Below are 23,677 nucleotides of genomic sequence, written 5' to 3' on the forward strand. Positions count from 1 at the left end.
GCTGGATCTAAGAGTTGGGCTTGAGCGTGGGCGGGATTTCCTGCAGCGTCTCGGCGGTCTGGGGCATGCCCTTGATCGCTTTGAGTTCCTTGCGGCCCATGGAGGCCAGGACTGCAGCGACGATGCCCCAGATGAGGGCGACGACGACGCCGGACCAGCCGAGCCCCATCAGCTCACCGAGCGCCCACCAGAGCGCCAGGGAGAGGAAAAGGAGCACAAAGTGGCCAGCCACCCCAGCGCCGGCGAGCATTCCGCTGCCCTTGCCGGCCCGGGTGGCGGACTGCTTGAGCTCAACCTTGGCCAGCTCGACTTCCTGCCGCATCAAGGTGGACATGTCCCGCGTGACGTCACCCAGAAGATCGCCAAGAGACGATGTCTCGGCCTTCACGTGAGCTGCCGTCGGAGGTACTTCGCTGGTCATCGACGGCCACCGTCAAAGGGGTCATCGCGAAGCGGGGCCGCGGTGCCGAGCGGATCCTGGCGGAGCGGGTCGGTTCCCGGGGTGGGTGCATCCCACCGGTCCTGATCACCCAGCGGGCTCGGGGGATAGGTGTCGGCGAGACCCGCCGTCGTGGTTTCCGGAGCCGGCATCTGCACGGGCGGCGGCGGGACGGCCATTCCCGTGTCGGCGACGCGGGCCGGTGTGTGCGGGGCGGAAGCGTCCGTCCCGGGAGCACCGGCGCTCAGGCTGCGGCTGAGGCGGCCGGCCAGCACACCGGCACCGGCAGCGAGCAGCAGGAAGGTGCCGGGACGCTGGCGCGCGAAGGATTTGACCTCCGTGACGAGGGATCCGGGATCGCGACCGTCCAGCCACGACGCGACGGCGGACGACCGTTCGGCGGCCTGGCGCACCAAGTCGCTGGCCACCCCGGGCTGGTCGGACGCGGAAGCCATCGAGCTCAGCTCCGTAGAAATGGAGCGGAGGCCTTCGGCGACCTTCTGCTGCTGGGCGCCGGCCTGGTCGGTCAGGTCGGACTTTGCCTGGTACAGGAGGTCCTTGGCGTTGGTCTTCACCTCGGCCGCGACGTTGGCGGCTTCCGTCTTGGCGGTCTCAGCCACGTTCTGGGCGGATTCCGCGGCCTGGCGCTTTACATCAGCGGCCTCGTCCTTGGCCGCGTCGGTCCGCGACGCACTGCCGCCGTCGAAGGTGCCGTTGCCGTTCGCCGCGGGCGGGAACGTGCTCTCCGGCCGCAGCGGGGTCTGCTGGGCGGCTGCGGCCGTGCCGTAGCTGCCGTCCTGGGGCCATTGGTTCTCTGTCATCTTCGCTCTCTTTCAAGATCGGCTGCTGATCACGAACCAGCAATAACTGGGACATAAATAGTAAGCATGATTATCAATAAATAGTAAGTACCCTTTGCTTAATTTTTCGGGAACGCCGTCCCATGACGCGCCGGAAGGCCGACGCCGGGCGGTGATTTAGGCTTGGAGGATGGGTGAGACGGTGGACGGCTGATGGCGAAACGGGGCAGGGCCGCCGGCAGGAACGGTGCCGACAAGGCCGCAGGGGTGGTGGAGGTCCCGAAGGGCAGCCGGCCGGAGGGGCCCGCGGAGGGCATCTACTACATCGATACCGGCGACTGCGAGCTGATCGCAGACCAGGACAACTCCACCGGCTGGCTGCTGCGGATCAACGGCGTGATGAGCTCGCACATCGACGTAGCGGATCCGCTGTTCCTCGACTTCGAGTACATGCGCTGGATCTCGGCCCTCGTGGAGTCGCACTGGCCCCCGGACTCCCGGCCGAAGCTGCGCGCCCTGCACCTCGGCGGCGGGGCATGCTCCCTGGCCCGCTACTTCCATGCCGCCTACCCCGACGCGCGCCAGGTGGTGGTGGAACTGGACGGCAAGCTAGCCGAGTATGTCCGGGGCTGGTTCGACCTGCCCAAGGCGCCGCTCCTGCGCTTGCGGGTGGGGGAGGCCCGGGCCGTGACCGAGAGCCTGACGCCGCAGACCCGGGACCTGGTCATCCGCGATGTCTTCGCCGGTTCGGTGACCCCGCGGCCGTTGACCACCTTCGAGTTCAACCAGCACGTCCGGAGCGTCCTGACCCCGGGTGGACTGTACGTCGTGAACTCCGGTGACGCGCCGGACCTGAAGAACGCCCGTGAGGACGCCGCCACCATCGCGGCATCCTTCAGGCACACCGTGATCATCGCGGACCCGGCCATGCTCAAGGGCCGGCGCTACGGAAACATGATCATCGCCGGCAGTGATGTCCCGTTGGGCGATGACGCCGGGCTGGCGCGGCGCCTGCTGGGCGGCGCAGTGCCCGCCCACATCTGGGACGATGCCCGGGTGCGGGCCTTCGTCGCCGGCGCCCCGGTCCGCCATGACCCGAAAACGGTGGGCCCGGCGTCGGCTGACCTCTAGGGGCCCATCAACGTCCGCTGGCAGGGCCGGTATCCGGGCCGCCCCGGCCCATCAGCGCCGCCCGGTGGGCCTCCGTCTGTTCGCGCAGCGCCTGCACCACGGCCGCGACGGCGGGGCGGCGCATGGAATCGGGCCGCAGGACCATCCAGTACGGCAGGAGTTCCGCGAACTCCCCGGGCAACAGCCGGACCAGGTCGGGGTGCAGGTCCGCGGCGAAGCACGGCAGGAACCCGATCCCGGCGCCCGCGCGCGTCGCCTCCACGTGGACAAAAACATTGGTGGAGCTCAGGCCGTCCCGCATGGTGGGCACCAGCCGCCGCGGGGCATCCAGGTCGTCCACCTGCAGCATGGAATCCACGAAGTAGACCAGGGAATGGGTGGTCAGTTCCTCGACCGTCGTCGGCGTGCCGTACTCGGCCAGATAGTCGCGGGAGGCGTACATGCCGAGCATGTATTCGCCGAGCCGGGCCGCCGCGGCCCGGTGCACCTGGGGTTCGCCCACCACCACCTCGATGTCCAGGCCGGAGCGCTGCTGCAGCGCGCGTCGCGTGACGGTGATGATCTCCACGCTCAGGCCCGGGTGGTCCCGGCGCAGCCTGGCCACGGCGGGGGCGGCGATGTAGGCGCTGAAGCCGTCCGTCGCGGTCATCCGGACCACACCGGTGATGGGGTCCGGGGTCCTGCCCGGCTGTTCCAGGGCGCGCACCGCCGCCTCCACCCGCTCGGCCACCTGGACCGCCTCCGCCCCCAGGTCGGTGAGCTCCCAGCCGCCCGCAGCGCGGGACAGCACCCGCCCGCCCAGGGCCTTTTCCAGGGCTGCGATCCGGCGCGAAACGGTGGTGTGGTTCAACCCGAGGGCCTGGGCCGCGGTGGTGAACTTCGCGGAGCGGGAGACGGCCAGGAGCACCAGCAGGTCATCGGGATTAGCCTTCATATCTGCAATTCTGCACACAAGGGGTGCCGGTTTGACCATTGAAACGCCAACTTTGTGCGGCAATACTCAGTGAAGCTGCCCGGCGTCGTGCATTGCACCTTCCCTGGGCCCGTGGACAACAGCGAACTGAGGAGTGCACACATGGAGAGCAGCTTGAACGGGCGCAAGGCCCTGGTGACCGGCGGTGCCGGCGGGATCGGCGCGGCCAGTGTGCGCGCCCTCGCGGCCCGGGGTGCCAAGGTGGTGATCGCGGATGTGGACGAGGCTGCGGCCTCCGCCCTGGCCGACGAGGTCGGCGGCACCTCCTGGGCGGTGAACCTGCTCGACGTCGACTCACTGCAGGCCGTCAGCCTGGACTGCGACATTCTGGTCAACAACGCCGGCATCCAGCGGATCAGCCCGATCGAGGACTTCGATCCGGCCGACTTCCGCCGCCTCATCACCCTCATGCTCGAGGCGCCGTTCCTGCTGATCCGCGCCGCGCTGCCGCACATGTACGCCAACAACTTCGGCCGCATCATCAACCTGTCATCCGTGCACGGGCTCCGCGCGTCACCGTTCAAGAGCGCCTACGTCTCGGCCAAGCACGGCCTGGAAGGCCTGAGCAAGGTGACGGCGCTGGAGGGCGGCGCGCACGGCGTCACGTCCAACTGCATCAACCCGGGCTACGTCCGGACGCCTTTGGTCGAATCCCAGATCGCCGACCAGGCCAGAGTGCACGGCATCCCCGAGTCCGAGGTGCTCAGCAAGATCATGCTGACCGAAGCTGCCGTCAAGCGGCTCGTCGAGCCGGAAGAGGTCGCCTCGCTGGTGGCCTGGCTGGCCTCCGACGACGCCGGCATGGTGACCGGCGCGAGCTACACCATGGACGGCGGCTGGTCCGCCCGCTGACTTCCCACACAGCAACGCGGGGCCACTTCGCGCCCATCCCGGGCCCCGGGATCGGCGCGAAGTGACCCCGCGTTGCTTTTGGTGCGTTGCCCCTGGTCGGGCGGGACGGGTCAGCCGGCCGGACCGTTCTTGTAGTCGTCCTGGTCCCTCGTGGCGGGTTCGGTGGAGCGGCGGATGTAGTCGTTAACAGCTTCCTCAGGGACCCGGAACGAACGGCCGACGCGAACCGCCGCGATGGCGTGCGCCTTGACCAGGCGGTACACGGTCATTTTGGAGACCCGCATCGCCGCGGCGACTTCCGCAATGGTCAGGAAGTGGGAGGATACGTTCGCTGCGCCCATGTCTTCTTGCTCTTCCACTAGTCGGGGTACCGGAGTTGCCGGTAGTCGTAGAAGATGACGTCGCCGGGTGCGCGGTCTGCTGTCCGGAGGCCCACATAAGGCGCCTCGATCACGGCCACCGTCCCCACCCGCCGGCCGTTGAACGGATCATCCCCGATCAGGACCTGCCCCACCCGGAACGGGATCCGGGGTGCTCTGGCGCGGCTCATCCGGTCCGACCAGACGGAGGCCACACGGCGTCGTTGACGTTGAGCCTGTGGAGGTGCTGGAAACTCCATCGGAACCACTCCTTCGGGATGAGCGCCACACGGAATAATGGCGGTTCCGGACCAGCTGTGGAAGGACTCCCCAGCCAGTGCCCTGGCCGGTCCGATACGCCGTGAGGCAACTGTAGCCGCCCGCCCCATTCGTCACACGAGTAACTTCTACCCCCGTCGCGCGGGGCACCACCTAGGCCCTGGGGCCCACTACTTGCCGCCCGGCGGCCGCCAAGTAGTCCCCCCGGGGGCCCCTACTTTGCCGCCGGAACCGAGGCGCCCGGTGCTGTCTCGTCCGCCAGTTCGGCCCGGACCCGGCCGTGGCCGCGGACCCAGAGCCGGTACCCCACCACCAGCAGTCCAAGCCAGGCGGCGCCGACGTAGAGGGCCACGCGTGTGTCCTCGAAGGCGCCGAGGATGGCGATCACGAGCGCCATGAACACGATGGTGGCCACCGACGCGGCCGGCCACCACGGCGACGGGAACTCCGACGCCGGCAGGCCCTTGCGGGCAATCTCGCGCTTCATCGCGACGTGCGAGGCCAGGATCATCACCCACACCCAGACGGTGGCGAAGGTCGCGATCGAGGCGATCAGGAGGAACACGTCCTCCGGGATGACGGCGTTCAGGACCACGCCCACCAGCAGAATGCCGGCCATCATCACCACGGTCATCCAGGGCACGCCGTGCCGGGAGACCTTGCCGAAGCTCGCGGGGGCGTGCCCCTGCCGGGACAGCCCGAAGAGGATCCGGCCGGCGCCGAAGATGTCGCTGTTGATCGCGGAGAGCGCGGCGGTGATGACCACGGCGTTGAGGATGTGGGGCGCGGCCGGAATGCCCAGGCCGCTGAAGATCTGCACAAACGGACTGCCATTGGTGCCGATCTCGTTCCACGGGAACAGGCTCATCAGGACGCCAAGGGTCAGCACGTAGAAGAGCAGCACCCGCACCGGGACTGTGTTGACGGCCTTCGGGATGACCCTCTTCGGATCAGCGGCCTCACCGGCGGTGATCCCCAGGGTTTCGATGCCCCCGAAAGCGAACATCACGACGGCGAACGAGGCAAGGAGGCCTTCAAAGCCGTGGGGGAACAGTCCGCCGTGCTCCACGAGGTTTCCGACGCCGGGCGCCACCGTGGCGCCGCCGGCCTGGAAGCCGAAGACGATGATCGCGGCGCCCCCGGCGATCATGGCGATGATGGCCACAACCTTGATGAGCGAGAACCAGAATTCGAGTTCGCCGAAGACCTTGACGCTGAGCAGGTTCAGCGCGGCCAGGAAGAAGATGATCGCCAGCACCCAGATCCAGCGGTCCACCTGCGGGAACCAGAAGCCCATATAGATGCTGAACGCGGTGACGTCCGCGATCGCGACGATCGCCATCTCGAAGACGTATGTCCAGCCGGTCACGAATCCTGCCAGCGGGCCGAGGTAGCGGCTGGCGTACTGGCCAAACGACCCGGAGACGGGGTGGCGGACGGCCATTTCACCCAGGGCCCGCATCACCATGAATACGGCGGCGCCGCCGATCATGTACGCGAGCAGGACGGCGGGGCCGGCCTTCTGGATGGCGGAGGCCGAGCCGTAGAACAGTCCGGTGCCGATCGCGGAACCCAAGGCCATGAAGCGGATGTGGCGGACGTTGAGTCCGCGGTTCAGGACGGTGCCGACGGCGGCGCTGACCGCGCTGCCGGCGGTGCCGCCTGCGCCGCTGGGTCCCGGAGGAGGTGTTGGCTTGATGTCCGTCGTGGTTTGTTGCATGCGAATACCTTCTCGTCATTGGGAGGGGGACCGCTATCCAGCAGACCATGTGGGGCGGAGCTGTGATGAGACTCACGGGCAAGCGGTGTCTTTCATTTCAGACACTCCCGACGGCCAGCCCGCCCCTGCGGCGCCTGCGGCGGCTGTCCGGGATCCCAGATACCTAGCCACCCCCGGGCTGGCCCGGGCCCCGGCCCGGCAGGGCATGCTTAAGTACGGGATCCCGGACACCAAGGACAGAAGAGGTTCATGCCAGCCACCAGCAACACCGCACCCGCCGCGGCGCCGCAGGCCGCCCCTGCAAAGTCGGCCTCCAAGGTGCCGGCGGCAGAAAATACCCTGCGGATCCTCAAACTGCTGGCCTCCAAGCGCGGACCCATGGCGGCGTCGAACATTGCCACTGCGCTGGGGCTGCCGCGCTCCAGCGTCTACCACTTGCTCGGCGTCATGGAGGCCAACGGATTCGTGCTGCACCTGCATGAGGAGCAGCGGTACGGTCTCGGAATCAGCGCCTTCGAGCTCAGCTCCGCCTATTCCCGGCAGGAGCCGCTGTCCCGGCTGGGCCGGCCCCTCCTCGCCTCGCTGGTGGACGTGATCGGGGAGAGTGCCCACCTCGCCGTGCTGCACGGCCGCGATGTGCTCTACATCGTGGAGGAGCGGGCCAAGAACCGGCCGTCCCTGGTGACCGACGTCGGGGTCCGGCTGCCCAGCCACCTCACCGCCAGCGGGCGGGCCATCCTGGCGGCGCTGCCCAAGTCGCAGGTCCGGGCGCTGTATCCCAATGCGGCCGCCTTCACCGCCCGGCACGAGACCGAGTTTCCGATCATGAAGTACTCGGCGCTGTCCTCGCACCTGGACCAGGTCCGGCAGCGCGGCTACGCGACCGAACACGGCGAGGTGACGCCGGGCTTCGGCTCCATCGCCGCCGCCGTTACGGACCACGTGGGCTGGCCGACTGCCGCCGTCGCCGTGACCTTCCTGGAGGAGAAGCTGCCGGCCGAGGAATGGCCCGCCCTGGCCGCCCGGGTGCAGAAGGTCGCGGACGATCTCTCCACCCGGATCCACGGCCGCCCGCAGCCCGGCTGACCGCCCGTTGCGCCATCACTTTGCGTGGCCATTCAGGCCTTTTGGGTGCCAAAAGTGATAGGGCAACGCCGGGTGGGAGGGGCTGCAGGACTTGTCTGGAATACCGGACAGCACCCGTCTTGAGGCCCTGTTTACACGGCTCCGGACAGGCTTTAGTTGATACAGAACCTCATTCCCGCCGGCCCAGCCGTCACCCACCACGACACAAAAGGAGCCACCATGGCACCCGCCGATTTCACCACCGGTGCCCGCCCGGTCAAAGCAGCCCGCGGCACCAAGCTCACCGCCAAGAGCTGGCAGACGGAAGCCCCGCTGCGCATGCTCATGAACAACCTGGACCCGGAGGTCGCCGAGCGCCCGGACGACCTGGTGGTTTACGGCGGCACCGGCCGCGCTGTCCGCTCCTGGGCCGCGTTCGATGCGATCACCCGCACCCTGGAAACCATGGACAAGGACGAGACCCTCCTGGTCCAGTCCGGCAAGCCGGTGGGCGTCTTCCGCACCAACGAATGGGCCCCGCGGGTGCTGCTGGCGAACTCGAACCTCGTGGGTGACTGGGCCACCTGGCCGGAGTTCCGCCGGCTCGAGGCCGAGGGCCTGATGATGTACGGCCAGATGACCGCCGGGTCCTGGATCTACATCGGCACCCAGGGCATCCTGCAGGGCACTTTTGAGACCTTCGCCGCGATCGCCCGCAAGCTCACCGGGGACGAAAACGGCACCCTCGCCGGCACCCTGACCCTCACCGGCGGCTGCGGCGGCATGGGCGGCGCCCAGCCGCTCGCCGTCACCCTCAACGACGGGGCCTGCCTGATCGTCGACGTCGACGAGACCCGCCTGCGCCGCCGCGCCGGCAAGCGCTACCTCGACGAGGTGGAAACCGACCTCGACGCCGCCATCGCCAAGGTCCTGGCAGCCAAGGAAGAGCGCCGCGGCTGGTCCGTGGGCTACGTCGGCAACGCCGCGGAGGTCTTCCCCGAGATCCTGCGCCGCCACAACGCCGGCGAACTCACCGTGGACATTGTCACCGACCAGACATCCGCGCACGATCCGCTGAGCTACCTGCCCGAGGGCATCACGGTGGAGGAATGGCACCGCGAGGCCGCCGCCGACCCGGACGGCTTCACCAAGAAAGCCCAAGCCTCCATGGCCCGGCACGTCCAGGCCATGGTGGAGTTCCAGGACGCCGGCGCCGAGGTCTTCGACTACGGCAACTCCATCCGCGACGAGGCCCGCAAGGGCGGCTATGCCCGGGCCTTCGAGTTCCCCGGCTTTGTCCCGGCGTACATCCGCCCGCTCTTCTGCGAGGGCCTCGGCCCGTTCCGCTGGGTTGCCCTCTCCGGCGACCCCGAGGACATCCGCGTCACGGACGAGGCCATCAAAGAGCTCTTCCCGGAGAACAAGCACCTGCACCGCTGGATCGACGCCGCCCAGGAACGGGTCGAGTTCGAAGGCCTGCCCGCCCGCATCTGCTGGCTGGGCTACGGCGAACGCGCCAAGGCCGGGCTGCTGTTCAACCAGCTCGTCAAAGACGGCAGGGTCAAGGCGCCCATCGTGATCGGCCGCGACCACCTCGACTCCGGCTCCGTCGCGTCCCCGTACCGGGAGACCGAGGCCATGGCCGACGGCTCGGACGCGATCGCCGACTGGCCGCTGCTGAACGCCCTGCTCAACACCGCCTCCGGCGCCACGTGGGTCTCCCTGCACCACGGCGGCGGCGTCGGGATCGGCCGCTCCCTCCACGCCGGCCAGGTCTCCGTCGCAGACGGCACCGACCTCGCCGCGCAGAAACTCGAGCGCCTCCTCACCAACGACCCCGGCATGGGCGTCATCCGCCACGCCGACGCCGGCTACGACCGCGCCCTCGAGGTCGCCAAGGAACGCGGCGTCCGCATCCCCATGTCAGAAAACCGCTAACCAGCTCCCCACCCCACATCGACTGCTCCGTAACTGCCGTTTTGAGCCACCAAAAGGGCACTTACGGAGCACTCGACGAGAATGAAGCAGGAACATCATGTCTGTCACGACCCACGAACCGCTCACCGTCACCCTCGGCTCCAGCGGCGTCACCCCCGAGGACGTCGTCGCCGTCGCCCGCCACGACGCAAAGGTGACCATCTCCCAGGACGCCCTCGACGCCGTCGCCAAGGTCCGCGCCCACATCGACGGCCTGGCGCACAGCGAGGTCCCGGCGTACGGCATCTCCACCGGCTTCGGGGCGCTGGCCAACCGGCACATCCCCACCGAGCTGCGCACCCAGCTGCAGAAGTCGCTGATCCGCAGCCACGCAGCCGGCATGGGTCCGGCCGTGGAGCGCGAGGTGGTCCGCGGCATCATGTTCCTGCGCGCCAAGACCCTCGCCTCCGGCCGCACCGGCGTCCGCCCCGTCGTCCTGCAGACCATGGTGGACGTCCTCAACGCCGGCATCACCCCGGTGGTCCGCGAATTCGGCTCCCTCGGCTGCTCCGGCGACCTCGCACCGCTGTCCCACTGCGCCCTGGTCCTCATGGGCGAAGGCGAAGCGACCGGCCCCGACGGCGAACTGTACGGCGCCGCCGGAACACGCCCCGTCGCGGAGCTCCTCGCCGCGCACGGGATCGAACCCGTCACACTCGCCGAAAAGGAGGGCCTCGCCCTGGTCAACGGCACCGAGGGCATGCTGGGCATGCTGCTGATGGCCATCGCGGACATCCGCCAGCTGCTCACGACGGCGGACATCACCGCTGCGCTCAGCGTCGAGGCGCTGCTCGGCACGGACCAGGTGTTCCTGCCTGAGCTGCACGCGGCACTCCGCCCGCACCCGGGCCAGGCGGCCTCCGCCGACAACATGCTCCGCGTCCTGTCCGATTCCCCGATCGTGGCCTCGCACCGGATCAATGACACCAAGGTCCAGGACGCCTACTCGCTGCGCTGCGCCCCGCAGGTGGCCGGCGCCGTCCGCGACACCGTGGATCATGCCGCCCTGGTGGCGTCCCGCGAACTGGCCGCCGCGATCGACAACCCCGTGGTGCTGCCCGACGGCCGGGTCAGCTCCAACGGGAACTTCCACGGCGCCCCCGTGGCCTACGTGCTGGACTTCCTGGCCATCGCCGTCGCGGACCTGAGCTCCATCGCGGAACGGCGCACCGACCGGATGCTGGACCCCGCCCGCTCGCACGGGCTGCCGGCGTTCCTCGCCGCGGACCCCGGCGTCGATTCCGGCCTGATGATCGCCCAGTACACCCAGGCCGGGCTGGTCTCGGACAACAAGCGGCTGGCCGTCCCGGCGTCGGTGGACTCGATTCCGAGTTCGGCGATGCAGGAGGACCACGTGTCCATGGGCTGGCACGCGGCCCGCAAGCTCCGCCGCGCAGTGGAGAACCTGCGCCGCGTCCTGGCGGTGGAGCTGGTGACCTCCGCGCGGGCGCTCGACATCCGCACCCAGCTCTCCGGCGGGGAACTCACCCCCGGACCCGCGGGCACTGCCGTGATTGCGGCGCTGCGCGATGTGGTGGACGGGCCCGGCACGGACCGGTTCCTGTCCCCGGAACTGGAGGCCGCGGACCGGCTGGTCGCAGCAGGTACCGTCCGGGCGGCGGCCGAATCCGCCGTCGGAAATCTCGCCTGAGGGAAAACAACATGCAGTTCGAATAAACAATTTCCGGCGCCTCCGAAATAGTGGGCAACACGGCCTTCGGAGGCGCCGGAAGTGTAGTACAAAGGGAACGTCGCACCAATGACGTTGTGATACAGAACATATACAAAGGGGTAGAAGTTCATGAAAGCACGCGGGACGGTTATGTCCAGGCGCCTGGCGTCGGCCACGGCGGTTTCCGACTGGCGCAGCCTCAAGGCCGGCGACCGGGTCGAAATCCTCAAGCATGCACAGGTTTTGGCTGCCGGCGAGGTCGAGGAAGTCTCACTCAGCGGCAACGTGCTCTGGCTGGTGCCGGCGGTGCCGTCGGAGACGGAGCTCTTCCTGAAGTCCGACGGCGTGGAGGTGCGGCGCAGCTAGCCGGCACCGCGTTTCGAGCAGTCAGCGCGTATCTTTGGAGGAGGGGGCGCCGTTCCGATGGGACGGCGCCTCCTTCGTCCCCGGGCTACCGGGCCCCGGCAGAAGGACTACGCAGTGTTTGAGGCTCCCAGTATTATTTTCGCGGCGGCGGGTTTGGCCGTTTTTGCCGCCGCACTGCTTCCCAAGGTGTTGCGCAATGCACCGCTGTCCATGCCGATGGTGTTCCTCGCCGCCGGCATGCTGGCGTTCACCTTCATCCCGGCACTGCCGGACCCGGATCCCCTGCAGCACGGGGAGTTCACCACCCACCTGACCGAAATCTGCGTCATCATCTCGTTGATGGGCGCCGGCCTCGCGCTGGACCGCCCCGTGGGATTGCGCCGGTGGTCCACCACCTGGCGCATGCTGGGCCTGGCCATGCCGATCTGCATCGTTGCCCTCACCCTGCTGGGGCTTGGGTTGCTGGGCCTGGGGCTCGGAGCCGCACTGCTGGTCGCGGCGGCGCTCGCGCCGACGGACCCCGTGCTGGCCTCCGAAGTCCAGGTGGGCGAGCCCGCCGATGATGAGGACGAAACCGAACAGGGCGAAGATGAGATCCGCTTCGGCCTGACCTCCGAGGCAGGCCTGAATGACGGCCTGGCCTTCCCTTTCGTTTACCTGGCCATCGCCATCAGCCTGGTGGGTCCTGACCCCTCGGAATGGTTCGTCTCCTGGTTCGCCGTCGACGTGCTGTGGCGGATCGCCGTCGGACTGTGCATCGGCTGGCTGGCCGGCAAAGCGCTGAGCCTGCTGTTTTTCTCCGCCCGCGACAGCATCCGGCTGTCCAACCACTCCGAGGGCTTCGTGGCGCTGGCAGCCACCTTCCTGGCCTACGGGGCGGCGGAAATGCTGGAAGGCTACGGGTTCATCGCCGTCTTTGTCTGCGCCGTCACCATCCGGGCCGCGGAACGGACGCACGGGTTCCACCGCGTGATGCACTCCTACGTGGAGCAGCTCGAACGGCTCATGACGGTGGTCATCCTGGTGCTCCTGGGCGGTGCGATTGCCCGGGGCCTGCTGGCCGGCATCGGCTGGGCGGAAATCCTGGTGGCCCTGCTGTTCCTGCTGCTCGTCCGCCCGCTGGCCGGCTGGATCGGCCTGGCCAGGGGCAAGACCGGTCCGCGGGAGCGGATCGCCATCGCCTTTTTCGGCATCCGCGGCATCGGGTCGCTGTACTATCTGGCGTACGCCCTCAGCAAGGGCGACTTCGGTGCCCAGGCCGAAGAGCTGTGGGCATTCATCGGCCTGGTGGTCGCAATGTCCATCGTGCTCCACGGGGCCACCACTGCTCCCGTGATGAACCGGCTGGACCGGCTCCGGGAACGGAAAGCCGTGCAACAGCACGGCGACGAGGGCAAGGCCCCGAAAACACCCATCTGACGTGGCCTTGGCGCCCCCGGCTACCCCAGCAGCGTGCTGATCAGCCGGGCCGCAACCTTGGCCGTCCGGCCGTCGATATCGAACTCCGGGTTCAGCTCGGCGACGTCCAGGTGCAGGAGCTTCCCGCTCTCAGCCACCTGCCGGCACACCGCGCCGATGACCGGCAGCGGCACGCCGTACGCGGCCGGGGCGCTGACGCCGGGCGCCACGGACGCCGGCAGGACGTCCAGGTCGATGGTCAGATACAGCGCGTCAACCTGCGCCAGGAACGCCGCCACGAACACGCGGGCGGCCTCCGCCGTGCAATCCTCGTCGAGCAGGTAGTCCACCCCCAGTTCGTCGGCGGTCCGGAACAGCGCCCGGGTGTTATTCGGTTCGGAGATGCCGACGACGGCGTACTGCAGTCCGCGGCCCGCGGCGGCTTCCGCGCGGGCCATCTGCAGGAACGGCGTGCCGGAGCTTGGCACCGCCTCGTCCCGGAGGTCGAAGTGGGCGTCCAGGTTCAGCACCCCCACGCGCAGGCCCTCACGGACCGCCGCGGAACCGGCCACGCCCAGATAGCTCGCGAACGCGGTCTCGTGCCCGCCGCCCAGCACCACGGGGAGCTGGCCGGCGTCGAGCAGTCCGGTGATGGCGAGCCCGGCCCGGGCCTGCCCTGCCTCCAGGGCGTCGCCGGCCACCGTGACGTCGCCGGCGTCGCGGACGTCCCGGTCCAGATGGAACGCGAGCGGACCCAGCGCGGCGCGGATCGCTGCGGGGGCGGCGGCGGCGCCGGTGCGGCCCTTGTTCCGCCGCACCCCGGCGTCGCTGCCGAAACCGAGAATCACGGCCGGGCGGGCGCCAGCGGAGCGGACGGCCGGCCCGGCCGACCCTGCCGGGCTGCGGGGCGGGGTGTACGGGGTGACGGCCTGCCACCACCGCCGGTGCTCGGGCCCGTCGCCGTCGAACCGCCCGGTCCAGGGCTGCGGCGGGACATCAACGGAGAGCGCAGGAGAAGCCATGGTCCTAGCTCACCCCAGCCAGAGCCGGAAAACCAGCCGCGCCGCCGTCGGGCTGTCCGGAATCCCGGAACCTGCCCTTAAACGCCGCCGAGTCCACACTTCGCGGCAATGTATTCCGTTAAACACTGCCGCGAAGTGTGAACTCGGCGGGGAAGGGAGGGGACTAGTGCATCCCCAGGGCCGCCTCGATGGGGCCGATCGCGAAGAACAGCAGGAACGCCCCGGCCACGGCCCACATCAGCGGGTGCACCTCGCGGGCCCGGCCCTGGAAGGTGCGGATCAGGACGAACATGATGAAGCCCGCGCCCAGGCCGTTGGCGATCGAGTAGGTGAACGGCATCAGCGTGAACGTCAGGAACGCCGGGATGGCGATGCCAAGGTCCTGCCAGTCGATCTTGCCCACCTGCGAGACCATCATGAAGCCGACCACCACCAGCGCCGGGGCCACGGCCTCGAACGGCACGAGGTTGATCAGCGGGGTGAAGAACATCGCCACCAGGAACAGCAAGCCGGTGACGATGGAGGCCAGCCCGGTGCGGGCACCCTCGCCGATGCCGGCGCCGGATTCTACGTAGATCTGGTTCGAGGAGACCGAGGCGCCGCCGCCGACGATCGCACCCAGCGCGTCCACCTGCAGGACCCGGTCCACGTTGGGGATGTTGCCGTCCTTGTCGATGCTGCCGGCCTCGGTGGCCAGGCCCACCATGGTGCCCATGGCGTCGAAGAAGATGCTCAGCAGGATCACGAACGCCAGCAGGGTCGCGGCAACGAAGCCCAGGTGCTCAAAAGCGCCGAACGGGTTGGCCCTGCCGATCAGCGACAGGTCCGGGGCCGCCCATTCGGAGAACTTCGGGGCCACGAGGGACCAGCCCTGCGGGTTGTAGGTCGTGCCGTCGAAGCTGGGGCCGATGCGCAGGGTGGATTCAAGGATCACGGACAGGATGGTCGAGGCGACAATGCCGATCAGGATGGCGCCCTTGACCTTGCGGACCACGAGGGCGATGGTGAGGATCAGGCCGAAGACGAACACCAGCGTGGGCCAGCCCAGGAGCTTGCCGTCGAAGCCCAGACCCACCGGGACGGTGGTGCCGGCAACGTCGGGGATGCGGCGCACGAAGCCGGCGTTGACCAGGCCGATCAGGGCGATAAAGAGGCCGATGCCCACCACAATCGCGGTCTTCAGCCCCTCCGGGACAGCCTTGAAGACGGCAGTCCGGAAGCCGGTGAGGACCAGAATCAGCATGGTGATGCCCGAGAGCATCACGAGGCCCATCATGTCCGGCCAGGTCAGCCCGGGGTTGGTGGCCACCGTGACGGCGACGAAGGCGTTGACGCCGAGGCCCGTGGCCAGGGCGAACGGGTGCTTGGCCCAGGCCCCCATCAGGATTGTCAGGATGCCGGCCACGAAGGCGGTGACGGCGGCGACGGCGGGAAAGCCAAGGGTGGCGCCGGTGGAGTCCGGGCCTGACAGGATCAACGGGTTCAGCACCACGATGTAGCTCATGGCGAAGAACGTGGCGAACCCGCCGCGGATCTCGCGCGAAAGGTTCGACCCCCGCTCGGTGATCTTGAAATATCGATCAAGTGCAGAGCCCTGCTTGAGCATCAGGTCTGGCATGAGTCCTCCGGGAGACGTGGGGGTGTTCCTTGCATCTTATTAGCCGGGCGCCGGGGAGCCTGCCGATTTCGCCTAGTCTGTAAGGAAGCCAACACTAGGAGCAGCTCTTTCCATGTGCCTCATCCGACAGCTTCGGAGTGCCCTGCTGGGCGCCATGATCTTCGCCGCGGCCCTCCTGGGCATCGCGGCTCCGGCATCGGCGCACGACGCCGCCGAGTCCACCGCTCCGGCCTCGGGCGCCACCGTGGCGACGCCGCCGGAGAAGGTCTCGGTCACGTTCAACAATAAGCCGCTGGGGCTCGGTTCCCAGATGGTGGTCACCGATGCCGGCGGCACCAACTGGGCCGACGGCGCGGTGGAGATCGTGGACAACGTCGCCTCGCAAAAGCTCAAGCAGGGAGCCCCGGCCGGCGCCTACACGGTGGTGTGGCGGGTGGTCAGTTCCGACTCGCACCCGATCGAGGGGACTTTTACGTTCACCGCCACCGCGGGAGCGGCAGGTTCGACGGCGGCTGCCGCGGTGCCGACGATGGGAACCGCGCAGCCCGGCATTACCCCGGCGCCGGCGCAGCCGGCGGACTCCTCCGAGCCCTTCCCCTGGAGCATCGTGATCTTCGTGGGCACCGGCATCGGCATCGTGGTGGTCCTGGGCCTGATGGCCAAGCGCCGGCTCGCAGGCCAGGAACGGCAGGGCACCGACGGACCCGGCACCGCGGACTGACGAAAGCAACGCGGGGTCATTTCCCGCCCAATAGCCCCCTCTGACTGGCCGAAAGTGACCCCGCGTTGGTTTGGCTAGGCGGGAGCCGCAAGGGCGTAGCCGCCGGACAGGACCGCGGGGAAACCGTCGGCGTTGACCTTGGCGGAGATGGCCTGGCCCACCACCTTTGCCTGCCGCAGCACTTCCTTCGGCGTAGGCGTGATGAGTTCACCCACGCCCACGAGGTACATCCCGAGGGCGTGCATGGCCGCCATCAGGTTCTGGCCCGCGGCCATGCCGAGTTCGGAGAGCATGCGGCGCAGCTGGCTGTGGGCGCAGCGGGTGAGGACAAGGTGGTCCGCCAGGAGGACGCCGCCCGGTGTGCGGACGGCCCACTGCTGGGTGGGTCCGGTGACGCCGGCGTCGAGGTGGTCCAGCTGCAGGGCCCGAATGTTGTTCCGGACATCGAGCTTGTGGCTGGTGGCGTAGTTCCGCAGGTGCCGGAGGATCTCATTGCGTTCGCGCAGGGTGGCGGCGTCGGCTGCGTCGCAGCGCTGCAGCGAGGAGGTGTTGGCCGGATGGCCGGCGCCCAGCAGGTCGAGTCCGTCCACAATGATGGCGTCCACGCCGCGCCGCTGCAGCTCGCTGGCGACCGCCAAGCCGGACAGGCCGGTGCCGATCACGACGGCAGCGGTCCGCTCGATTCCCCCGGACAAAGGCATGCTCGACACTGCAGTGTCCCTCCTTGGATGGTGTGAACGCCGTTCTGAAACACGAGTCTCGGTTCAGCAACGCATCGAAGAATACCTAACATTCTCCGGCTTGGATAGAGTGCGTCCAACATTGTCCGGGCCGCTGATTTCCGGGCTGTTCCGGCGCCCCGGAGGGCGCGGATCCGGCGTCGCCCGGGCCCCGCGTTTCCATGTAAACACTGGGTAAAACATGCCCGACGGCGGCCGCCCCGGCCGCTTGATTGTTCCCGCGAAACCGAGAATAGTTGGGAAAATCAGGGGTGCAGCCCGCAGCTTCCTCGGGCGCGTTGCCGGTGGACGCTGCGGGCGGATACGTCTGGCAGAATAGCCGCAACATCAGGCAAGAATCGCGAGGAGGCGGACCCCATGGGCCGAGAACAGGTGCATCCGGATCCGGCAGGGGAGATCCCCGGCGGGCCCGCGGCTCCCCGGGGGATCGTGGTCGGCGTCGACGGTTCAGACCACAGCAAGTGCGCCCTGGTGTGGGCGGCCCGCGAGGCCGAGCGCCGCCGTCGTCCCCTGCACATCGTGACCGCCTACTCCGTCCCCATTTTCGCCGCGTCCGGGCTCGACGGCGGGTACGCCACCGTGGATGATTCGGTGATCCGCGAGGGGGCCGAGGCCATCCTTGCCCAGGCTGTGAACAAGGTGTCCGGCTACCTGATCGACGTCGACGCGTCGGTGGAGAACGGGGATGCCTCCGGCGTCCTGCTGGAAATGTCCGAGACCGCCGAACTGCTGGTCTTCGGCACCCGGGGCCGGGGGGGATTTGTCGGCCGGCTGCTCGGCTCCGTCAGCAGCGCCCTTCCCGCCCACGCCAAGTGCCCTACCGTCACCGTGCCCCTGATCTGCTCCGACCGGCTGGGCGAAACCACCGACGACAAGCACGTCCTGGCGGAACGCGCCAAGGCCGGGCACCTCCCGGTTGAAAACGTTGTGGTGGTGGGCGTGGACGGCTCCGAACAGGCCCGGGTGGCGGTCCTGGAGGCGGCAGAGCAGGCCGAGCGGCTCTCGGCGCCGCTGCGGGTGGTCTGCGCCGTTCCGCAGTACAGCGGATCGCTGGCGTGGGTCCCCGCCCCGATGGACCGGGAAGCGCTCTTCGCCGACATCCGGACCCAGCTCGACGCAGGCACGGCCTGGATCAGGAGCCACTTCCCTCGCCTCACTGTGGAGTCGCAGCTGGTGGACGGCTCTCCCGTGGACATCCTCGTTGAAGCCAGTCGGCATGTGGAACTGGTGGTCGTGGGCACCCGCGGCCGCGGCGGCTTCACCGGAATGCTGCTCGGTTCCACGTCGGACGGCATCCTGCACCATGCCAAGGGCCCGGTGATGGTGGTTCCGGACCACGACGACCCGCGGCTGGCGGACCGGGTGAACTTCGGGCCCGTCCTGGGCGATTCGTAGCGCCGGGCGGCTCATGGCCGCGGGCGGGGTGACGGGAGGGCCGACGGGTGGAACAGCAGCCGCACCAGCCAGGCCCGGTGCTTGCCCTGGAGCTGGCTGGCGCCGCTCTCGTTCCCGACGTCGGCGGCAAGGCAGCCAATCTCGGCGAGCTGATGCGGGCCGGCCTGCGGGTTCCGGCCGGTTTCGTGCTGACCACCCGGGCGTACCGGCAGGCCACAGCGGCCGCCGGGCTCGACGCCGTTCATGCCGCCCTGGCCGCGACCGCGCCGGATGACCTGCCGCGCCTCGCCGCGCTGGCCGCCGACGCCCGCGAACGGGTCCTCGCCTCGGACGTCCCGGCGGGAATCGCCGACGCCGTCCGTGCCGCCTGTGCGGCGCTGGGACCGGACACGCCCGTCGCCGTGCGGTCGTCCGCCACCGCCGAAGACCTGCCGTTCGCCAGTTTCGCCGGCCAGCAGGACACGTTCCTCAACGTGGCCGGCGCCGACGACGTAGTGGAGGCGGTGCGGCGCTGCTGGGCCTCGCTCTGGACGGACCGTGCCGTGAGCTACCGTGCCACGCACGGAATCGCGCCGTCCGCGGTGGCACTTGCCGTGGTGGTGCAGCGGATGGTGGACGCGGCTGTGGCCGGTGTCCTGTTCACCGCTAATCCCGTGACCGGCCGGCGGCACGAGGCCGTCATCGACGCCAGCCCGGGCCTCGGGGAGGCCGTGGTGTCCGGGGCGGTCAATCCGGACCGCTTCGTTGTCGACAGCGCCACCGGCAAGGTCACGGAGCGCAGGATCGGGAGCAAGGGGGTAGCCGTCCGGCCGCGGCCCGGCGGCGGGACCGAACAGGTCAGCGTGCCGGGCGCCGGACCGGGGCCCTGCCTCGACGATGCCCAGCTCGCCGAGCTGGAGCTGCTCGGCCGCCGCGCGGAACTGCATTTCGGTGCGCCGCAGGACCTCGAATGGGCCATCGACGGCAGGGGAACGCTGTGGCTGACGCAGTCGCGGCCCATCACCACCCTGTACCCGCTGCCTTCCCGCCGCCGGGTCCCGGACGGACCCCGGGCCTACTTCTGCTTCAGCCTCGCCCAGGGCCTGACCCGCCCGCTGACCCCAATGGGGCTGGCCTGCTTCCGGCTGATTGCCTCGTCCGTGGCGCGGGCGGCGCACTTCGACGTGCCGGTGCCCCGCGACGGTCCGCCGCCCTACGCGGAGGCGGGCCAGCGGATCTTCTTCGACCTGACCCCGGTGGTCCGCAGCAGCGTCGGCCGGGCCGTGGTGCCGCGCGTGTTCGACGTGATGGAGGCCCGTTCCGCGGCCGTGCTGCGGCGCCTGTTCGAGGACCCCCGCCTGTCTGTCACGGTGCGGTCCCCGTGGCCGGTGCTCCGCCACGTTGCGCCGGTGGCCGCGCGTGCCCGGGTGCCGGAAACACTGCTCCGCGGCCTGGTCCGGCCGGAGGCGGCGCTGCGCCGCGTGGAGAAGTTCGGCGAACGGTTCAGGGCGGCGCTGGCGGTGCCGGCAGGGTCCACACCGGTGCAGCGGCTGGACCACGTGGAGCGCATCCTGGCTAAGGAACTCTTCGCCGTGGTCCCCAGCATCATCCCGCTGCCGGCCCTCGGCTTCGCCTTGCTGGCCGGAGCCGGCAAACTGCTGGGCTCCGGCGCGGGCCCGGGTTCGCTGCAGACGGTGCTGCGGGGTCTGCCCCACAATGTGACCACCGAAATGGACCTGGCGCTGTGGCAGCTCGCATCGGCAATCCGGGCCGATGACGCCGCGGCAGCGCTGTTTGACGGGTCTGCTGTCGACGGGGCGGGGCCAGACGGCGAAGGGCCCGACGACGGGGTGCTGGCGGAGCTGGCCGGCCGGTACCGCGCCCGGAAGCTTCCCGCCGTCGCACAGTCCGGGCTGGCCGGATTCCTGGGCAGGTACGGGCACCGTGCGGTGGCCGAAATCGATGTGGGGATGCCCCGGTGGTCCGACGACCCGTCCCATATCCTCGGCGTCCTCGCCAACTACCTCCGGCTCGAGGACCCCGGCCAGGCCCCCGACGGGCTGTTCACCAAGGCGGCCAAAGAAGCCGAGGCGCAGGTGGAACGGCTTGCCGGGGCCGCGGGGGAGCGGAGCAGGCTGCGCGCGGCGCTGGTCCGGGCAGCACTGAAGCGCACCCGTTTGTTCGCCGGGCTGCGCGAACTGCCGAAGTACCACATCGTCGAGGCCCTGGCCGCGGTGCGTGGCCAACTGCTGGTCGTCGGGACGGCACTGGCCGCCGCCGGCAGCATCAGCGCGCCGGACGACGTCTTCTTCCTGGACCTGGCGGAGGCCCGGGAAGGCCTCACCGGGACTCCGCTGCAGCACCTCGTGGCGCAACGCCGCGGCGACTACGCGCAGGAACTGGGCCGGCGGCACATTCCGCGGGTGCTGCTCTCGGACGGAACCGAGCCCGAAGCGGTGCACGCCGCCCGCCCCGGGACAGGGCCCGCAACCCCTGGACTGCTGACGGGCGCACCCGCGTCGGCGGGCACAGCCACCGCCCCGGCCCGCGTCATCCTCGAACCCCGGGGTGCGCGGCTGGAGCCCGGCGAGATCCTGGTGGCGCCCTCCACCGATCCGGGCTGGACGCCGCTGTTCCTCACCGCCGGCGGACTGGTGATGGAAATGGGCGGTCCCAACTCGCACGGTGCGGTGGTCGCCCGGGAGTACGGGATTCCCGCGGTGGTCGGGGTCCCGGACGCCACCACCCTGATCAGCACCGGCCAACGCATCACGGTCGACGGCGCCGCCGGCACCGTCGTGCCGGCAATGTCCGCCGAGGAGGTGAAGAGGAGCACTTCCAGGCGTACTGTTGAACCATGAGCTGCAAGGTTGGAGCGCGGTCGCGATGACGCGCAAATGGTTGCGTTGGATGCCCGCCGTGGTGGTGCCTGCCGTGATCGCGGCCGGCGTCCTGTCCGGTTCCCTGCCCGCAAGCGCGGGCGATCCGCTGCCGGAGAAGACGCCGCAGCAGGTCCTGCTGATGCTCGCCCAGCACGGCGAGGAGTCCCTTTCCGGCACGCTGGCACAAACCTCCGCGCTGGGCCTGCCGGAACTCCCGGCGTCCGGCCCCGGCGCAGGCGCCCCGGAAGCCGCCTGGCTGGAGCTGCTGACGGGCCCCCACACGGCACGGGTCTACCTCGACGGGCCGGATAAAGCCCGGGTGCAGGTCATGGACCGGATGGCTGAGCGGAACGCGGTCCGGAACGGCGACGAGCTCTGGTTCTACAACTCCAAGGACAACACGGCCGCGCATATGCAGCTTCCCGCCGATGCGGCCGCCCGCCACCAGGACAGCCCCTCCACCGCGACCCCTGGCGACCTGGCGGACAAACTCCTCGCCAAACTCGACTCCAGCACTGAGGTGGCTGTGGGTCCGGACACCCAGGTGGCCGGCCGGGCAGCCTACAACCTGGTGCTCACCCCGAAGTCCGGCACCACTCTGGTGGATTCGGTCGCCATCGCCGTCGACGGCGAAAGCGGGCTCCCGCTCGGCGTTGAACTGAGGGCGCGGGGGCAGTCCGAGCCCGCGTTCAGCGTGGAATACACAAACCTGACCCTCGGTGCCCCGGATGCCGCCCTCTTCGACTTCACCCCGCCGCCCGGTGCCACCGTGGAGGAAGTGCCGCTGCCGGAGCGCAAAGCCGCCGCCGCACCGCCGTCGGACGTTGCCCAGGCGAAGGCCGCCAAGCGGCCCACTGTCACCGGAACGGGCTGGGAAACGGTCCTCGAGTTCCCGGCCGGGGCCATGAAGGCCCCAGCCGCTGACGAACCCCGGTCCGGTGCGGCCTCGCTCCTGGACCAGGCCGCGGTGGCCGTCCCGGGCGGGCGGCTGGTGTCCACGTCGCTGGTGAACGTGCTGATCCTGGAGGACGGGCGTATCCTCGCCGGTTCCGTGCCGTTGGAGCGGCTCCAGGCCGCGGCAGCGCAGCAGTGAGCGCAGGGTGACCGCCGGGTGACCGCCGCCGGGCCGGCGACGGAACTGAGCATCGAGACCTCCGGTCTGAGCAAGCGCTTCGGCCACCAACTCGCCGTCGACGGTGTGGACCTGGCCGTGCCCAAGGGCTCGGTTTTCGGGTTCCTGGGCCCCAACGGCTCCGGCAAAACCACCACCATCCGGGTCATGCTGGGGCTCGCCACCGCCACCAGCGGCTCCGTCCGGCTGCTGGGCGAGGAAATGCCCGGGCGGCTGCGCAGTGTCCTGCCCCGCGTGGGCGCCCTGGTCGAGGGGCCGGCGTTCTACCCCTTCCTCTCCGGCGCAGCCAACCTGCACCGCCTCGACGCCGCGGATCCGGCGGCTTCCGCCGCCACCCGGAAGGCGCGGGTGCAGTCGGCGCTGGACCGGGTAGGCCTGACGCACGCCGCGGATAAGAAGGTCAAAGCCTATTCGCTGGGCATGAAGCAGCGGCTCGGCATTGCCAACGCCCTGCTGGCGCCCCGCGATCTCCTGATCCTGGACGAGCCCACCAACGGGCTGGACCCGCAGGGCACCCGGGAGGTCCGCAGCCTGGTCCGGTCGCTCGCGGCCGACGGCGCCACCGTCTTCGTCTCGAGCCATCTGCTGGCGGAGGTGGAACAGATCTGCACACACGCAGCCATCATGAGTGCCGGCCGGCTGGTGGCGCAGGGGACCCTCTCAGGGCTGCGCCAGGACGGGCAGTCGAGGATCCGGGTCCTGACGCCGGACCCGGGAGCCGCGGCCGACGTGCTGGCCCGGCTGGGCCTGGGCGCGGCCGGCGGCGGGACGGCTGCAGCCGGTCCGGGAGCGGTGCCGGGCGCCGATGCTGCCGGGAGGTCAATCACCAGAGCCGGTGAGGTGGTGTATGCCCAGCTTCCCGCCGCGGCCGGTAACGGCCAAGTGGCGCCGGAGAATGTGGTGGCCGCGCTGGTGGCAGCAGGCGTCCGGGTCCGGGGCTTCGCCCTGGAAGAGGTCAGCCTGGAGGAACGGTTCGTGGCGCTGACGGGGGAGGGCTTTGACGTTGTCCAATAAGGAATCCGGCTCCCGGGAGCGGACCGGCGGAGACACCGTCCCGGGGGACGCCGCCGGCAATCGCGTGCACTGTCCGGCGGGCGGGCCCGCCGGACGGCGGTGGGGCCGCGGCCTGCTCGCGTCCGAGCTGGGCGTGCTGTTCC

Annotated in this window: 21 protein-coding genes; 12 read left to right on the top strand and 9 right to left on the bottom strand. The window is 69.6% G+C overall.

The genetic code is table 11. The annotated features are described in order from the left end of the window. Positions 1-7: 7 nt before the first annotated feature. Both ACTWQD_RS02715 and ACTWQD_RS02720 read right to left on the bottom strand, forming a co-directional pair. Positions 8-421: a phage holin family protein gene (locus tag ACTWQD_RS02715; RefSeq protein WP_443194655.1), complete on the bottom strand. Its 414-nt coding sequence runs from the start codon at positions 419-421 to the stop codon at positions 8-10. After that, positions 418-1,260, bottom strand: coding sequence for a hypothetical protein (locus ACTWQD_RS02720; protein ID WP_443194656.1), 843 nt, complete (start codon positions 1,258-1,260; stop codon positions 418-420). Before ACTWQD_RS02720 ends, ACTWQD_RS02715 begins: the two co-directional genes overlap by 4 nt. A 192-nt stretch (positions 1,261-1,452) precedes the next feature. Here ACTWQD_RS02720 and ACTWQD_RS02725 point away from each other — a divergent pair, with 192 nt between their 5' ends. Further along, a complete protein-coding gene (locus ACTWQD_RS02725) occupies positions 1,453-2,370 on the top strand; it encodes a spermidine synthase (RefSeq protein WP_443194657.1) in 918 nt (305 codons plus the stop codon). A 7-nt stretch (positions 2,371-2,377) separates the two neighbouring features. Here the strand turns inward: ACTWQD_RS02725 and ACTWQD_RS02730 are convergent, their stop codons facing one another. Then, entirely contained in the window at positions 2,378-3,304 is a 927-nt protein-coding gene (locus ACTWQD_RS02730; RefSeq protein WP_443194658.1) for a LysR family transcriptional regulator, read from the bottom strand. A 141-nt stretch (positions 3,305-3,445) separates the two neighbouring features. On the opposite strand from ACTWQD_RS02730, the gene ACTWQD_RS02735 reads away from it, so the two are divergent. After that, complete coding sequence (locus tag ACTWQD_RS02735; protein ID WP_443194659.1) at positions 3,446-4,195, top strand: 3-hydroxybutyrate dehydrogenase; 750 nt, start codon at positions 3,446-3,448, stop codon at positions 4,193-4,195. Positions 4,196-4,305: 110 nt separating this feature from the next. On the opposite strand, the gene ACTWQD_RS02740 is transcribed toward ACTWQD_RS02735, so the two are convergent. The 3 genes from ACTWQD_RS02740 to ACTWQD_RS02750 all read right to left on the bottom strand — a co-directional run bounded on the left by ACTWQD_RS02740 (position 4,306) and on the right by ACTWQD_RS02750 (position 6,553). Further along, on the bottom strand, positions 4,306-4,536 hold the full coding sequence (locus ACTWQD_RS02740) for a helix-turn-helix domain-containing protein (RefSeq protein ID WP_443194660.1): 231 nt from the start codon (positions 4,534-4,536) through the stop codon (positions 4,306-4,308). A gap of 17 nt (positions 4,537-4,553) precedes the next feature. Continuing rightward, positions 4,554-4,745 (bottom strand): hypothetical protein, encoded by a 192-nt coding sequence (locus ACTWQD_RS02745; protein ID WP_443194661.1) that lies wholly within the window; start codon positions 4,743-4,745, stop codon positions 4,554-4,556. A gap of 302 nt (positions 4,746-5,047) precedes the next feature. Further along, the gene (locus ACTWQD_RS02750) at positions 5,048-6,553 is read right to left on the bottom strand and encodes an amino acid permease (RefSeq protein WP_443194662.1); all 1,506 of its coding nucleotides are present in this window, start codon (positions 6,551-6,553) and stop codon (positions 5,048-5,050) included. A 249-nt stretch (positions 6,554-6,802) separates the two neighbouring features. Between ACTWQD_RS02750 and ACTWQD_RS02755 the strand changes: the two genes are divergently transcribed. The 5 genes from ACTWQD_RS02755 to ACTWQD_RS02775 all read left to right on the top strand — a co-directional run bounded on the left by ACTWQD_RS02755 (position 6,803) and on the right by ACTWQD_RS02775 (position 13,052). Continuing rightward, the gene (locus ACTWQD_RS02755; protein ID WP_443194663.1) at positions 6,803-7,639 is read left to right on the top strand and encodes an IclR family transcriptional regulator; all 837 of its coding nucleotides are present in this window, start codon (positions 6,803-6,805) and stop codon (positions 7,637-7,639) included. A 219-nt stretch (positions 7,640-7,858) separates the two neighbouring features. Next, entirely contained in the window at positions 7,859-9,556 is a 1,698-nt protein-coding gene (gene hutU / locus ACTWQD_RS02760) for a urocanate hydratase (RefSeq protein ID WP_443194664.1), read from the top strand. Positions 9,557-9,653: 97 nt separating this feature from the next. Then, on the top strand, positions 9,654-11,246 hold the full coding sequence (gene hutH / locus ACTWQD_RS02765) for a histidine ammonia-lyase (RefSeq protein WP_443194665.1): 1,593 nt from the start codon (positions 9,654-9,656) through the stop codon (positions 11,244-11,246). A gap of 150 nt (positions 11,247-11,396) precedes the next feature. Then, positions 11,397-11,633, top strand: coding sequence for a hypothetical protein (locus tag ACTWQD_RS02770; protein WP_443194666.1), 237 nt, complete (start codon positions 11,397-11,399; stop codon positions 11,631-11,633). Between the two features lie 114 nt (positions 11,634-11,747). Next, on the top strand, positions 11,748-13,052 hold the full coding sequence (locus ACTWQD_RS02775) for a cation:proton antiporter (RefSeq protein ID WP_443194667.1): 1,305 nt from the start codon (positions 11,748-11,750) through the stop codon (positions 13,050-13,052). Positions 13,053-13,072: 20 nt separating this feature from the next. On the opposite strand, the gene hutG is transcribed toward ACTWQD_RS02775, so the two are convergent. Together hutG and ACTWQD_RS02785 are read right to left on the bottom strand one after the other, a co-directional pair. Beyond that, entirely contained in the window at positions 13,073-14,053 is a 981-nt protein-coding gene (gene hutG / locus ACTWQD_RS02780) for a formimidoylglutamase (RefSeq protein ID WP_443194668.1), read from the bottom strand. Between the two features lie 163 nt (positions 14,054-14,216). Next, entirely contained in the window at positions 14,217-15,659 is a 1,443-nt protein-coding gene (locus ACTWQD_RS02785; protein WP_443194908.1) for an NCS2 family permease, read from the bottom strand. 124 nt (positions 15,660-15,783) lie between these two features. On the opposite strand from ACTWQD_RS02785, the gene ACTWQD_RS02790 reads away from it, so the two are divergent. Further along, positions 15,784-16,392 carry a copper resistance CopC family protein gene (locus ACTWQD_RS02790; protein ID WP_443194669.1) on the top strand — a complete coding sequence of 203 codons (609 nt, stop codon included), beginning with the start codon at positions 15,784-15,786 and terminating at the stop codon, positions 16,390-16,392. Positions 16,393-16,466: 74 nt separating this feature from the next. Here ACTWQD_RS02790 and ACTWQD_RS02795 read toward each other — a convergent pair whose 3' ends face one another. Further along, on the bottom strand, positions 16,467-17,093 hold the full coding sequence (locus ACTWQD_RS02795) for an FAD-binding protein (RefSeq protein ID WP_443194909.1): 627 nt from the start codon (positions 17,091-17,093) through the stop codon (positions 16,467-16,469). Between the two features lie 396 nt (positions 17,094-17,489). Here ACTWQD_RS02795 and ACTWQD_RS02800 point away from each other — a divergent pair, with 396 nt between their 5' ends. Genes ACTWQD_RS02800 through ACTWQD_RS02815 form a run of 4 tightly spaced genes read left to right on the top strand, consistent with a single transcriptional unit; the run spans position 17,490 to position 23,534 of the window. Further along, the gene (locus ACTWQD_RS02800) at positions 17,490-18,527 is read left to right on the top strand and encodes a universal stress protein (RefSeq protein WP_443194670.1); all 1,038 of its coding nucleotides are present in this window, start codon (positions 17,490-17,492) and stop codon (positions 18,525-18,527) included. Positions 18,528-18,574: 47 nt separating this feature from the next. Further along, a complete protein-coding gene (locus tag ACTWQD_RS02805) occupies positions 18,575-21,367 on the top strand; it encodes a PEP/pyruvate-binding domain-containing protein (protein ID WP_443194671.1) in 2,793 nt (930 codons plus the stop codon). A gap of 25 nt (positions 21,368-21,392) precedes the next feature. After that, positions 21,393-22,481 carry a LolA family protein gene (locus ACTWQD_RS02810; RefSeq protein WP_443194672.1) on the top strand — a complete coding sequence of 363 codons (1,089 nt, stop codon included), beginning with the start codon at positions 21,393-21,395 and terminating at the stop codon, positions 22,479-22,481. Positions 22,482-22,499: 18 nt separating this feature from the next. Next, positions 22,500-23,534 (top strand): ABC transporter ATP-binding protein, encoded by a 1,035-nt coding sequence (locus tag ACTWQD_RS02815; protein WP_443194673.1) that lies wholly within the window; start codon positions 22,500-22,502, stop codon positions 23,532-23,534. Positions 23,535-23,677: the final 143 nt, after the last annotated feature.

Source organism: Pseudarthrobacter sp. 1C304 (genome assembly GCF_052245515.1).
Lineage (GTDB): Bacteria > Actinomycetota > Actinomycetes > Actinomycetales > Micrococcaceae > Arthrobacter.

What these genes read in the sequence shown, in the direction of transcription:
- ACTWQD_RS02735 (WP_443194659.1), top strand. Translation starts at nt 3,446, where the DNA reads ATGGAGAGCAGCTTGAACGGGCGCAAGGCCCTGGTGACCGGCGGTGCC.
- ACTWQD_RS02790 (WP_443194669.1), top strand. Translation starts at nt 15,784, where the DNA reads ATGTGCCTCATCCGACAGCTTCGGAGTGCCCTGCTGGGCGCCATGATC.
- ACTWQD_RS02800 (WP_443194670.1), top strand. Translation starts at nt 17,490, where the DNA reads ATGGGCCGAGAACAGGTGCATCCGGATCCGGCAGGGGAGATCCCCGGC.
- ACTWQD_RS02745 (WP_443194661.1), bottom strand. Translation starts at nt 4,745, where the DNA reads ATGAGCCGCGCCAGAGCACCCCGGATCCCGTTCCGGGTGGGGCAGGTC.
- ACTWQD_RS02810 (WP_443194672.1), top strand. Translation starts at nt 21,393, where the DNA reads ATGACGCGCAAATGGTTGCGTTGGATGCCCGCCGTGGTGGTGCCTGCC.
- hutG (WP_443194668.1), bottom strand. Translation starts at nt 14,053, where the DNA reads ATGGCTTCTCCTGCGCTCTCCGTTGATGTCCCGCCGCAGCCCTGGACC.
- ACTWQD_RS02720 (WP_443194656.1), bottom strand. Translation starts at nt 1,260, where the DNA reads ATGACAGAGAACCAATGGCCCCAGGACGGCAGCTACGGCACGGCCGCA.
- ACTWQD_RS02795 (WP_443194909.1), bottom strand. Translation starts at nt 17,093, where the DNA reads ATGCCTTTGTCCGGGGGAATCGAGCGGACCGCTGCCGTCGTGATCGGC.
- hutU (WP_443194664.1), top strand. Translation starts at nt 7,859, where the DNA reads ATGGCACCCGCCGATTTCACCACCGGTGCCCGCCCGGTCAAAGCAGCC.
- ACTWQD_RS02770 (WP_443194666.1), top strand. Translation starts at nt 11,397, where the DNA reads ATGAAAGCACGCGGGACGGTTATGTCCAGGCGCCTGGCGTCGGCCACG.
- ACTWQD_RS02730 (WP_443194658.1), bottom strand. Translation starts at nt 3,304, where the DNA reads ATGAAGGCTAATCCCGATGACCTGCTGGTGCTCCTGGCCGTCTCCCGC.
- ACTWQD_RS02725 (WP_443194657.1), top strand. Translation starts at nt 1,453, where the DNA reads ATGGCGAAACGGGGCAGGGCCGCCGGCAGGAACGGTGCCGACAAGGCC.
- ACTWQD_RS02740 (WP_443194660.1), bottom strand. Translation starts at nt 4,536, where the DNA reads ATGGGCGCAGCGAACGTATCCTCCCACTTCCTGACCATTGCGGAAGTC.
- ACTWQD_RS02755 (WP_443194663.1), top strand. Translation starts at nt 6,803, where the DNA reads ATGCCAGCCACCAGCAACACCGCACCCGCCGCGGCGCCGCAGGCCGCC.
- ACTWQD_RS02715 (WP_443194655.1), bottom strand. Translation starts at nt 421, where the DNA reads ATGACCAGCGAAGTACCTCCGACGGCAGCTCACGTGAAGGCCGAGACA.
- ACTWQD_RS02785 (WP_443194908.1), bottom strand. Translation starts at nt 15,659, where the DNA reads ATGCTCAAGCAGGGCTCTGCACTTGATCGATATTTCAAGATCACCGAG.
- hutH (WP_443194665.1), top strand. Translation starts at nt 9,654, where the DNA reads ATGTCTGTCACGACCCACGAACCGCTCACCGTCACCCTCGGCTCCAGC.
- ACTWQD_RS02750 (WP_443194662.1), bottom strand. Translation starts at nt 6,553, where the DNA reads ATGCAACAAACCACGACGGACATCAAGCCAACACCTCCTCCGGGACCC.